This window comes from Devosia yakushimensis (assembly GCF_030159855.1).
Lineage (GTDB): Bacteria > Pseudomonadota > Alphaproteobacteria > Rhizobiales > Devosiaceae > Devosia > Devosia yakushimensis.
Genome location: NZ_BSNG01000003.1, coordinates 374,858 through 386,752 on the forward strand (window position 1 = coordinate 374,858; position 11,895 = coordinate 386,752).

An 11,895-nucleotide genomic window follows, 5' to 3' on the forward strand; every position below is an offset into this window, starting at 1 on the left:
ACCTCCACCAAACTCTGGATCGATATTTTGAAAGGAACGACCTTTGGGCGGGCGTGAGCACGGCTAGTTTCACCTATGAAGTTCAATTATTGACCGCAAACGCTTCACAGCGTGCCAAATTTCATCGGCTGTAAAGCCGCCAAAGCCCAGCATTAGGCCAGATCTCGGATTAGAGGCGTACATGGGCGATATGGGTCTGACGACCACCTGCTCTTGCAAAGCGTGATTGGCAATCGAAACGTCACTAATTCCGTCGGCAAGCCAAAGCAGGATATGCATGCCTTGATCGCTAGACTGGACCGTCACAAGATGGGCAAGCTCCTTGTCGACAGCGTCCAACAGAACGGCCCTTCGTTCTACATAAATTGAACGGATGCGCCGAATGTGAGCTTCAAAATAGCCCTCCCGCATATAGCGGGCCAGAACGTGCTGATCAGCCGTCGGTGAATGTCGATCCACCAAGGAATGAGCCCCGGCAAAGGCCTTCACTAGCGCTGGCGGCGCAATCAGGTATCCGATGCGCATCGAGGAGAACATGACCTTGCTCATGGTCCCCAAATAAATCACGCGCGACGGGTCGATGCCTTGCAGCGCTGGGAAGGGATGACCTGCGTAACGGAATTCACTGTCATAGTCGTCTTCAACCACCCAGGCGTTATTGCTGCGTGCCCAAGCGAGAAGCGCCATCCGGCGCTGCATGCTCATCGGCATGCCTAAGGGGTATTGATGGGATGGCGTTACGAAGGCCACCTTGGCGGATTGTTGGAGGCCAATCCCAACATCCACCTGTAGTCCCTGGTCATCCACGGGGATCCTAAACGCCGTTACATCAAAATTTCCCAAAACGGCGAGGATGCCGGGATACGCGGGTTCCTCCGACCAGACTGTATCGCCAGCCGAGAGAAGCACCGTTGCAGCAAGAAAAAGCCCCTGCTGAGTGCCGTTGGTAACGATGATTTGCTCTGGCTCACAAATTACGCCACGAGATTTACGGACATATTCCGCGATGGCGGTGCGCAGCTCTAAAATCCCTCGAGGATCCGAATAGCCAGATGGCGCGCTGACCCTAGCAGCTCGAGCCCAGTTAGAAAGTCTACGCCATTTGTCGTCTGGTGCTACCGCGCCGGCAGGATGAGCGATCAAGAACGGCAGAGACGGCAAGGGTTTCAGTTCTTCGGCAACGCCTTCGAGACGGGCGACATTTTTGGGAAGCAACGGAGCTGGGGCCTCCCCAAGACTGGCTCGAGGAGAAACCTGCTCCTGCTTTCCGCGAACGTCGACGATGATCGTCCCGCCTCGTGGACGTGTCTCTAGGTAACCCTCGGCACGCAACTGCTCAAAAGCTTCCACCACGGTGCCCCGCGCCAGATTGAGCGAGGCGGCGAGTGTCCGGGTTGATGGCAAGCGCTCCCCGGGCTTGAGTTCCCCGTTGACAATGGCTTGGCGAAGTCCTTGGGTCAGTCTTCGGCCTGGGCGCCGCCCTTCTCGATCAATCCCACCTAGAGATGGAATGGTGATGATGCTTCTGCGTCTCGCCATATGTGGTTCAGTCCATGACGTATTCTGAACGCCAATTGTTAGTCCACAATGTGACGATGTGAAAGCCCTACTAAGGAGCTATCGCGCTGCGGTAACCACCAGCTCGACGCGGTGAGGCGGAGAAATGTCCACACCGAAGCAGCATCGCATCGGCTGGTTTCGTTCGCCGATCCAGGCATCCCAAGCGCGGTTGAACTCCTCCTTATGATCCAGTGACGATAGGAAGATATTGATGGCGAGGATGTTGGCTTTTTCAGTGCCGCAGAGCGTCAGACTTTCTTCGATTCTCTCAAAGACCTTCATAGCCTCGTCAAAAATAGCTTCCGGAACGGGCGTCGGCGCTACCGCTACTGTGTAGACGGTCGTGTCGGTAGCAACGGCCCTACTGCGCGTAGACGTTAAACCAGGAAAACGTTGAAGATTATGCATCTCGTGAAGCCTACTTGAACCTGTCGGGGCTATAGGGGGTGAGGTTGAGGTCAGGCCTTTCGCCAGCGGCAAGCTGGGCGACCAACTTGCCTGTAATAGGAGCCATGGTCATGCCCAGGTGATCGTGACCGCACGCGAAAAGAACATTAGCTGCTCGCACAGTTCTGCCGATTGCTGGAAGCGAGTCTGGCAAGGATGGCCGGTCTCCCGACCAACGCAAGAGTTCTGAACCACCGATGCCCGGCACCGCCTGACGAATGTTCTTCAAAACCGCATCGAGGCGCCTCATTTTGGGTTTGGCATGCAACCCCGCAAATTCAGCCATTCCAGTTATTCGTAGCCCATTCGTCATTGGGGTGAGGCCGACATATCGTTCATGGAAATTCACAGCGTGTTTGAAGCCTTTGGCACCGCCCAGCATGAGGTGGTAGCCGCGTTCCGCCTCGATAGGCAGCTTCACGCCCAGCCGCTTGGCCAAAGCTCCAGACCAGGGGCCAGCTGCAATCACCACCTGATCACAAAGATAGTTGGATTGTTTGCCAATGAGGCTTGTCGGTTTTGATTGGGGGCCCTCGAAGCCGAGAATCTCATCATTCACGACGACTCCGCCCAGTCTAACGAAATGATCCACGAGCCCGCGCACGACGGCAGCTGGGTCGGAAAAAAAGTGGACATCAGGAAAGCGAGCTACGTGCTTCACGTTCGCTCCAAGAGCTGGCTCAATCTCACGCCCCTCGTCGCCGCTGATCAGATCGACACGAATGCCGCGGCTAAGCCGACCACTTTGTCCCGCCGCGAACGTCCGAAAGCCGTCGTCGCTCTCGAAGGCCGTCAGCTTGGGCTGGCTCCGGCGCAGATCAGAAGTACCGGTGGCATTCAATATGTCGTCGTACGCAGCAATACTACGGGAGAGCAGCGCGTGACGTGCTTCCGTTATTTGCGCCACGCGTTCCGGGCTGCTGTTCCGTAGCAACGAAATCAGCCATGGGGCAAGCTGTGGGAAATGCCGCCAGTCAATCGCAAGGGGGGACAAGGGGTCCAGAAGCATCCTAGGAACCCGCCGAGCAAGTCCAGGAACGCCCGTGGGTGCTATGGAAGCGATGGCAATAATGCCGGCATTACCCGAGCTTGCGCCGGCGCCCGGAGAGCGGGCCTCGAACAGTCGGGTAGAAAAACCCTTCTCCATAAGCGCTAGTGCTGTGCATACTCCTACAATGCCTCCCCCGATCACCGAATATCGGGGCGTCACCGCTATTTTACGCGGTCGCCGGTCTGGCTTCGCATCGTCCCGTAAATTGGTTGCTGACATAACTAGAAACGGCTCCTTCCAAAACGGTGCTGATCGTAGTTTGGCGGGCCAGAAGCTGCGTCACCAAGGTCCAGACTGCTCTTCCAATTCGACTACACTGGTCCAATCCTCCACTCGCGACCCGGATAACTATACGGACCAGACTTGCCTCTTACCCCCTAATTTCCCTTTGATTCTGGACCTGTCAGTCACCGAACTCCCGGCGAAGTATCGCTGCTAGGCAGCACTTTCCGTCGGGGAATTCATGAACTACGCCTTCCCATATCCATCTCGACGTGCGCCGGTGATGGCACAGAATGTCGTAGCAACTTCCCAACCGCTGGCCTCTCAAGCGGGGCTGGATGCCTTGGCCAAAGGTGGCAACGCTGTCGATGCAGCTTTGGCAAGCGCGATTACGCTTACGGTAGTGGAACCGACGGGTAACGGGCTCGGAAGTGACGCCTTCGCTATTATTTGGGACGGTACCAGTCTTCATGGTCTCAATGCGTCGGGGCGATCTCCCGCCGCATGGACACCTGACCGCTTCGCGGGCCTACAATCCATGCCACGTCGCGGTTGGGAAAGCGTGACAGTTCCCGGAGCAGTATCGGCCTGGATGGAGCTCTCGAAAAAATTCGGCAAGCTACCTTTTACCGAACTCTTTGAGTCTGCTCTACGCTACGCCAAGAACGGTTTTTTGGTGACACCAACCATCGCTAAGCTATGGAAACAAGGTGCATCTGAGCTTTCAGGCTTCCCCGGATTCGCAGAGACTTTCATGCCCTCGGGCAAGGCACCGGCCGTTGGGACGCAGTTTCGCAACCCTGCGATTGCTTCGAGCTTATCTTTGATCGCCCGTTCAGGGGGCGAAGCGTTCTATCAGGGAGAACTCGCCCAGAAAATCGTTGAGGCGGCGGCGCAAAACGGTGCGGCTCTCAACGCAGCTGACTTGGCCGACCACCAGGCTGAGTGGTGTGGCACGATCAGCACACGCTTTCACGGGACAGAATGCCACGAAATCCCACCAGCGGGCCAAGGCATAGCAGCGTTGATGGCGATGGGAATCGTCGAGCACCTAGAGATTGGTACCCTTGATCCAGATGGCCCTGAGGCTATCCACCTACAGATCGAGGCAGTGAAACTGGCCTATGCCGATTTGAAAAAATACGTTGGCGACCTCTCAGCCATGCGTATCACGTCAAAAGATCTACTTGATCCTGACTACCTTAGAAGTCGCGCGTCGCTCGTTGATCGGCATCGAGCGCAGGACCTTGGCGCGGGTGCTCCCAAACATGGCGGCACTGTCTATCTGGCGACAGCAGATGCCAGTGGCATGATGGTGTCGTATATTCAGTCCAATTACGTGGGCTTCGGCTCTGGCGTGGTTGTTCCAGAGACCGGAATTCACTTACAGAACCGGGGCTTTGGCTTCACGCTTGAACAAGGCCACCCCAACTTGGTTGGTCCCCGGAAGCGCCCTTTCCACACAATCATTCCGGGTTTCCTGCTGAAGGATGGGCTGCCCGAGATGAGCTTTGGTGTAATGGGCGGCCCAATGCAGGCACAAGGTCATCTGCAGATGATCGTCCGCACCCAGGTCTTTGGTCAGAACGCACAGGCGGCGAGCGACGCCCCCAGGTGGCGGTTCACCGCCGGGCTTGATGTCGCCTGTGAGGGAACCATGTCCACCGCGACTGTCGCAGGACTCGACGCGATGGGGCATCGAGTGACTGTAGAAGAGCCCGACCAGACATTTGGTTTTGGCGGCGCGCAACTCATTCAAAGAATCGACGGTGGCTATGTGGGTGCCTCGGATCACCGGCGAGACGGAATGGCGGTCGGGTACTGACCGAGGACACCCCAATACCTAGACAAACCAACAATGAAAGAGGGAACTCAAATGAACGTGAAACTTAGTCGTCGAAATATGCTCCTGTTGTCTTGCGCATTTTCAGCAAGCCTATCTCTCACGCCGATGTCTATAGCCCAGACAATAGAATACCCTGCGAACTACAACGAAATCGTTGAGGCTTCGAAGACCGAGCCAGCATTGACTATGTACGGCAATGGTACGGAGAAAGACCTTGAACCGTTGTTCAATGCCTTCAAGGAGAAGTATCCTTGGGTGTCTATCGCCTACCTGGACGGCGACAGCTATGGCATAATTGAGCGGTACCTCAATGAGTCCGCGACTGGCACACCAACGGCGAGTGTTATCGTGACAAGTGCGACGCCAGCATGGCGTGACCTAATCGCACGTGGGGAGTTGGTAGAGTACGAGTCGCCTGAAGCAGTGGCGTACCCCGGTCAGAAGGACCAGCCGAGCCCCTATCTCTATGTCGCTGGAGCAGACCCCATTGTGATGGCGTACAACAAGCTGGTGTTGGGTGAAAACCTCCGCCCCACGGGATTTGCCTCGCTAGCGGAACTGGTGGAAGCAAATCCCGATGTCTTCAACGGCAAACTGACGGGCTATGGCGCACACCTCTCTGGTGCGGGATATCAAATCCACTATGCCCTTGCCGACGCCCACGGTGACGAATACTGGGACCTGCTTAAAATCGTCGGGCCGCAATCCCGCTTCGAGCGCTCCGCCTCGTCGATGATGGAGAAGCTAATGTCTGGTGAATATGTGGTGGGGTACTTGGTTGCCGCACGCACCGTTTTTAATGCAATCTCGGATCCAGCCGTTGAATCGATCATTGGCCAAGCCTACCTCACGGACGGGACTCCGCTGGCGATGAGGGGATTCGGCGTTTTGCGTGGTGGTGAAAGCCCGAACACAGCAAAACTCTTCGTGGACTTTACGCTATCCGAAGAGGGCCAGATTGCCTATGCTGCGGGTGGTGGCTTTCCAGCACTGCGCACCCTTACGGAAGATCAGGCAGGCGTATCAAACGTCTTTCCGACAATCGCAGCCCAGATGCCCGAGGACAAGATTGTTCAGATCGGCAGGGACCCAGAAATGACCAATAACTACGACGCTTTCTTGGCCCGGTGGAAGGAAATCACAGGCGTTGAGTGACGCCCCATTTTCAAACAGCAGGAGCGCCCCAATTGCGTGGGCGCTCCTTTTTTATGTCTTTTTGAATATCGACGATTACCAACGCAATTTCATGCCGCTACGGCGCCAATATAATCGTGACGGCTGTACGTATTCGGATCGGGATTCTGCGGCCGTTCTGGAATCGAGACATGTTACACCTGACCCTATTGGCCGGCCACGGATCTCCTAACCCTCGTCCTGCTTGATGTTTCCTTCCACGCGACCAATTGAACAGTTCTCACGGACCGGTCTTCGTGCTGCCGTGAAACCAGCGGGTCAACTGGCCCCTTTCTATTCAACTCGAGTGATAAGCTTACTGGGCCAGAATGTTCAGACGGGATCAATTCCGGTTATATCTGGAACTGTGAAACATCCCTCCAAAAATGGTCATACGTAGGGTGCGAAACCATCTAAAATTGGGAGAGTAAGCTGATGAAAGTCACCGTCCTTGGCGCTGGCGGCATCGCCTTCGGAATGGCAGCGTTCCTAGTGCAGAAGGGAAACGAGGTGACCTTGTGGTCACCATCTGGCAAGAGCACGGAAGGGTTGGGCGATAGCTTCAAAATACAATCTACAGGTGCACTCGAAGGAGATTTTGAGGTAGCGGTTGCCCATTCGGCACGCTCGGCTGTCGAGAATGCAGATGTAATTATACTCGCTGTGCCTGGGTATGGGCACAAGTACGTCATTGACGCAGTCGCACCCTGGCTCACCAACAATCAGAGCTTCATTTATTCGTCCCACAGTTCCTTTGGTGCGCTCTATCTATCGAAGTGTCTGGCTGAGCGGAAAGTGGCGCTTCCTATAATCGTGTGGGGGACCACACTACTGATGTCCAAGCGGTCGGAAGGGACCCAAGTATACTGCAAGCCTGTCCGTGAGGAGATCGATGTGGGTACGGTGCCGGAGAGTGCGATCGATCACGGCATGGAGTTGTGTACGCGCCTATTTGGAGATGTTTTCAAAGCACGAGATGGGCTTATGGCCATTGCCCTTTCCAATCTCAATCCTCAGAGCCACCTGGCGCTTGGTCTATTGAACTTAACGCGGATAGAGCGCGGCGAAGCGTGGAACCAGAATGAAAATCTCACCCGGTTTGTTGCTAACGTAATTCTTGCGTTGGACAATGAACGGTTGGCCCTCGCAGCGGCCTTTGGGCTCAAGGTGAGGACGCAACATGAGCACTTTGCTCTGAGCCGTCACGTGCCTATGGGCGACTACTATGACATGAACCAGGAATTCTTGAGGCGTAGCGGGGGTGTCATGGGGCCATCGTCGCCGAACACCCGCTATGTGCTAGAGGACGTTCCATTCGGTCTGTTCGTGACGACGATCCTTACCCGCCTGGTCGGACAAAACGCAGAAACGCATGAGGCTGGAATTAAGATGATGTCCACCGCCTATGGCCAGGACCTCACCGAACTCAACGACCTCGTGCCCGCTATAGGTTTAGATAAGATGACAAAAGCGGAGCTGTTCCAGAAGTGCAAAGCGGGCTGGTGAGCACGCTCCGTCCCCCACCAGAATCACAGAGCGGGGCAGCTGCCCCGCTTTTTGCGACCTTGGTCAAACCCTGACTGATACGACTCCAAAAGACCTTCAATAGCGAGCCGCCGAGCACCCTTGCGGAGACCGGACTAGGAATTGCTTAAGAACCGTCGGGGCAATAGCAACGATCGCTAATGGCGGCCCTGTTGGAGGTCGATTGCAAGGTATTCAAAGAGTGTCAGAACCGCGGGCGGTACGCGATACGGGCGCGTACTTTCTCCTACCAATGCGGAACTTCACCAGCTCGAGCGGGGTAAGCCCGCGACCGCATCAGTCGGTAATCGTGGGCTTACGTTCTTTCACCTTCCTCTGGAAACGTTGAACCTAGATTTTATTGAATCTCTAGGTCGGATATCGGTTTACCGATGTGCGCACGATACGTCCGGATAAGCGCCGCCACGTCACGTATACTTCCTAACGCTGATACACCAACGAGGCGCCCTTCCGCTGCAGCAGACAAGGTCAAATGCGTTTCGCCCACTTTCTGCACCACGTGATTGGCGCCCATGGCCGGGATGCCAGCTACCTGAAGGGCCAGGTCGTATTGATTGGTCCAGAACCAAGGTATGGGGTCGTAAACTGCATTTTGCCCGGTCAGGTTGTTGGCGACCACGCTCGCTTGTTCTTCGGCATTGCGCCAGTTCTCCAGACGCACAGACGTACCGAACAATTGACTGGTATAGCGGCAAACGTCGCCGCACGCGTAGATGAACGGATCGTCGGTCCTCAGCATAGCATCGACTATTATGCCGTTTTCAACGCTTAGGCCCGCGTCCGCGGCAAGGGCCGTACGAGGTGTCGCCCCTACACCGTAGACGACGATGCCGGCTGGTATGCTTTGGCCGTCGGAAGTAGTGACGCCCTCAACACCGCCGTTTCCTTCAATGGCAACCACGCCGGTATCGAAACGAAACGTCACACCACGTTTACGATGTGAGTCCACCAACATGCCGCTGACGACTTCGGGGAGGCTTCGTGCCATCGCGCGACTGGCGGTCTCAATGACTGTCACATCACACCCGCGTTCGATAGCGGCGGCTGCCACCTCGAGGCCGATAACCCCAGCCCCAATGATCACGATCGGTTTGCCAGGGTGCAACTTGCTCGCAATCTTTTCGGCATGGTGCGGCTCCCTTAGGGGCAATACCCCCTCAAGCTCGGCGCCTCGAACCTTCAGTTCATTCGGAGCAGATCCCATAGCAAGCACGAGCCGATCAAATGAGACATACAAGCCCTTGTCGGTGAGCACTCGCCTCGATTGCCTATCGATTGCTGAGACCGTCTCACCAAGGCGAACCGTGACTTTCTGGTCATCGTACCACTCTCGCGCAAAGAAGGTGCAGTCGTCCGCTCTCTTCTTACCCAGAAGCACAGCCTTAGAAAGTGGTGGCCGGTCGTAAGGAAGCACCGACTCTTCGCCAAAAAGAGTTATCGCGCCGGCCCAGCCATTTTTGCGCAGGGCGGCCGCCACTTTAATACCACTGTGCCCAGCGCCAGCGATGACGATGTCTAGATTGTCGCCCGCAACGCTACTCATTTCTCTTCTGCTTTTCTCGCTTGCTCAAGCATGGCGTTGCCCACGACATCATCGCCTTGCGTAACCAAAGCGGTACCAGCTCCATCCATGTCGCGGATCTCTTTATTTTGGCTGAGCTTGTACTTACCCAGAATCCGGGTGATCGTTACTTCAATGCCGACGATCGCCCTGAGCATGATGTCGATGTGCTCCTTAGGGGCATCGGTCATCTTCCAAGGTACCGGCTGGGATGCTTCGTGCTTACGCGTTAGTCTAGCAACATTGCCGCGAACGTATCTTTCGTCGTCATGCACCGTCACTCGTCCGTATACGTGTGTAACGAGATAGTTCCAACTCGGTACTTGTTTATGGAACTCGTGCTTACTGGGGTACCACTGGGGTGAGATGTAGGCATCAGCCGCCTTGAAGACGACCAAGACCTCGTCTCCGTTAGTCACATCGGACCATACCGAGTTATTTCTCGCGACATGGCAGTGAAGCGTGCCAAACTCGCCCTGTGTTCTATTAAGCTCGAACGGGATGTGGTTGGCATCCAGGCCGGAGCGACCATTGGTGATAAGAGTTCCAAGCGCTACATTCTCGATCAGCGCGTAGAGCTTTTCGACATCTGTCTCTGCAAAATGCGGGGGGACATACATCATTCAATCCTAGGCTTATTTGCTCAAATTTCAGTCATCTGGAAATCTGCTTTGGCGGCACCACAGTCAGGACAAATCCAACTGTCTGGTACGTCTTCCCAGCGAGTTCCAGGCGCAATGCCATCGTCCGGCCAGCCTTCTTGCTCGTGATAAATGAGGCCACAAATCACGCACAACCAGCTCTTGAACGGGATTTCGTCGGGGGATGCTGGGCGGCCTCCGTTTGTTGTCTCACTCATACCTGCGCCTTCTATGACTAGTGCTTGACAGCATGCAGGTAAGGCAAATCTGGTCTAGGCGACAGAGCCAGTTTGGAGCGCACTCAACCAACCAGATTTGCACATGAATTGGAGACCGCAGGGCATTCACCCTGGAATGGATGAGGAACAACAGTCCGAGCTTGCCGCGCCTCTGGGTTGAGCTAGCACTCTGTGAGGTTATATGGAGTCCGCAAGCGAGCCTCATCTAGCCGCGAGAGTTCACCCCGTAAAGGCTCGAGCAACTTCCGGCTAAGCAGAACCCAGCAGGGTGGCCCATTATAGCAATGGCCACCGTCGGCTATTCGTTTGGCCCAGTGCTCAGAACTCGGAATTCGAGAGCAATCTGGCTCTAGAAAACTGGTTGGTCTGAAAGAAAGATCAGGGCAAGTGCCTTTCCGAACCACCGTGATAGCTTGGGCATGTCAATTGTGACGCCAATATCACTTCGTAATTCTATGCCGGCTCGCTCGAGCCGCAACCATCGATACCCACATGAAGACTCTGGAATACGCAAAGAAATTTGGCATTGACGGTTATCTAGTAGTTTTGCTCGCAACGGTTGGTCTATCTTTTGTTTTGCCCGCACGAGAGACCTTTGCGGATTTCGTCAAGCAGGCCGCCTATTTTGCCGTCGCACTTCTTTTTTTATATATGGCGCGAAACTGAAAACGGAGGTCGTTCTCGCCGGCTTTACTAATTGGAGACTTCAACTCGGCATTCCAAGCGTAACGTATATAATATTTCCTTTAATTTGTATATTGCTAGCAAATTTTGCAGAAATGTTCCTCAGCAAAGAACTGGTTTTGGGACTTCTTTATATCGGCATCCTGCCATCAACTGTACAGTCCTCGATCGCCTTTACCGCCTTGGCGCAGGGAAATGTTGCCGCCAGTGTCTGCGCGGCGTCTATCTCTAACCTATTGGGCGTCTTCGTCACGCCAATTCTGGCATCATTTATTCTACATACCAACGACGGCAGTTTTAATTCGGCTGCCGTCGTGAACATTGCTCTTCAGATCGTCACTCCATTTTTGCTGGGACAGGTCGCTAGGCGATGGATAGGGGATTGGATCGGCCGCCACCGCCTACTTTCCTTGGCGGTTGATCGAGGCTCAATTCTGTTGATTGTTTACACAGCGTTCAGTGCGGGAGTGGTCGCTGGTGTCTGGAACAATCTTGACTCCACTCAGTTGCTCGTTCTGATAGCCGTTGTATCCCTCGTTCTAGCGATTGCGATGGGTGTCACCATCGCCGTTGGCAGGCTCTCTGGATTCAACAGTGAAGATAACAAAAGCATGATCTTCTGCGGGTCAACGAAGAGCTTAGCCTCTGGAGTACCGATTGCGAATATACTATTCGCCGGAGGACCGGTGAGTTTGATCATTTTACCATTGATGCTGTATCATCAACTACAGATTTTGATTTGCTCCATGCTTGCCCAATCAATGGCCGCGCGTGCACTAGAGAATGGTAGCCATCTGCAAGCGCCAAGTGCTCGGCCTGGTCCAGTCGGCTGAACCCTAATTGCTCAAGCCAACAACCTGCGCGTAAGTCCCGTCCTGCCGGTCGATTTTTGGCGACGAACCAGTTTGCGGGACTCAGGTTTCAGA

At 54.9% G+C, this 11,895-nt stretch carries 11 protein-coding genes; 5 read left to right on the plus strand and 6 right to left on the minus strand.

The features are described 5' to 3' along the window. Positions 1 to 69 precede the first annotated feature (69 nt). The 3 genes from pdxR to QQL79_RS20265 form a co-directional block, all read right to left on the minus strand. Positions 70 to 1,539 (minus strand): MocR-like pyridoxine biosynthesis transcription factor PdxR, encoded by a 1,470-nt coding sequence (gene pdxR / locus QQL79_RS20255; protein ID WP_284393906.1) that lies wholly within the window; start codon positions 1,537 to 1,539, stop codon positions 70 to 72. Between the two features lie 78 nt (positions 1,540 to 1,617). Beyond that, positions 1,618 to 1,968, minus strand: a complete 351-nt coding sequence (locus QQL79_RS20260) for a Rid family hydrolase (protein WP_284393908.1) — start codon at positions 1,966 to 1,968, stop codon at positions 1,618 to 1,620. A 10-nt stretch (positions 1,969 to 1,978) separates the two neighbouring features. Beyond that, on the minus strand, positions 1,979 to 3,277 hold the full coding sequence (locus QQL79_RS20265) for an NAD(P)/FAD-dependent oxidoreductase (RefSeq protein ID WP_284393910.1): 1,299 nt from the start codon (positions 3,275 to 3,277) through the stop codon (positions 1,979 to 1,981). A 244-nt stretch (positions 3,278 to 3,521) separates the two neighbouring features. Between QQL79_RS20265 and QQL79_RS20270 the strand changes: the two genes are divergently transcribed. The 3 genes from QQL79_RS20270 to QQL79_RS20280 all read left to right on the plus strand — a co-directional run bounded on the left by QQL79_RS20270 (position 3,522) and on the right by QQL79_RS20280 (position 7,805). Then, positions 3,522 to 5,105: a gamma-glutamyltransferase family protein gene (locus QQL79_RS20270; RefSeq protein ID WP_284393912.1), complete on the plus strand. Its 1,584-nt coding sequence runs from the start codon at positions 3,522 to 3,524 to the stop codon at positions 5,103 to 5,105. A gap of 51 nt (positions 5,106 to 5,156) precedes the next feature. Continuing rightward, positions 5,157 to 6,281: an ABC transporter substrate-binding protein gene (locus QQL79_RS20275; RefSeq protein WP_284393914.1), complete on the plus strand. Its 1,125-nt coding sequence runs from the start codon at positions 5,157 to 5,159 to the stop codon at positions 6,279 to 6,281. 453 nt (positions 6,282 to 6,734) lie between these two features. Next, a complete protein-coding gene (locus tag QQL79_RS20280; RefSeq protein WP_284393916.1) occupies positions 6,735 to 7,805 on the plus strand; it encodes an NAD/NADP octopine/nopaline dehydrogenase family protein in 1,071 nt (356 codons plus the stop codon). 376 nt (positions 7,806 to 8,181) lie between these two features. On the opposite strand, the gene QQL79_RS20285 is transcribed toward QQL79_RS20280, so the two are convergent. Genes QQL79_RS20285 through QQL79_RS20295 form a run of 3 tightly spaced genes read right to left on the minus strand, consistent with a single transcriptional unit; the run spans position 8,182 to position 10,264 of the window. Further along, complete coding sequence (locus QQL79_RS20285; protein WP_284393918.1) at positions 8,182 to 9,387, minus strand: NAD(P)/FAD-dependent oxidoreductase; 1,206 nt, start codon at positions 9,385 to 9,387, stop codon at positions 8,182 to 8,184. Beyond that, complete coding sequence (locus QQL79_RS20290) at positions 9,384 to 10,028, minus strand: FMN-binding negative transcriptional regulator (RefSeq protein ID WP_348523191.1); 645 nt, start codon at positions 10,026 to 10,028, stop codon at positions 9,384 to 9,386. Before QQL79_RS20290 ends, QQL79_RS20285 begins: the two co-directional genes overlap by 4 nt. Before the next feature lie 20 nt (positions 10,029 to 10,048). Then, positions 10,049 to 10,264 (minus strand): rubredoxin, encoded by a 216-nt coding sequence (locus tag QQL79_RS20295; protein ID WP_348523192.1) that lies wholly within the window; start codon positions 10,262 to 10,264, stop codon positions 10,049 to 10,051. 513 nt (positions 10,265 to 10,777) lie between these two features. Here QQL79_RS20295 and QQL79_RS20300 point away from each other — a divergent pair. Continuing rightward, positions 10,778 to 10,951 (plus strand): hypothetical protein, encoded by a 174-nt coding sequence (locus tag QQL79_RS20300; protein ID WP_284393919.1) that lies wholly within the window; start codon positions 10,778 to 10,780, stop codon positions 10,949 to 10,951. Continuing rightward, the gene (locus QQL79_RS20305; protein WP_284393994.1) at positions 10,948 to 11,802 is read left to right on the plus strand and encodes a bile acid:sodium symporter family protein; all 855 of its coding nucleotides are present in this window, start codon (positions 10,948 to 10,950) and stop codon (positions 11,800 to 11,802) included. The genes QQL79_RS20300 and QQL79_RS20305 overlap by 4 nt, the downstream gene beginning before the upstream one ends. Positions 11,803 to 11,895: the final 93 nt, after the last annotated feature.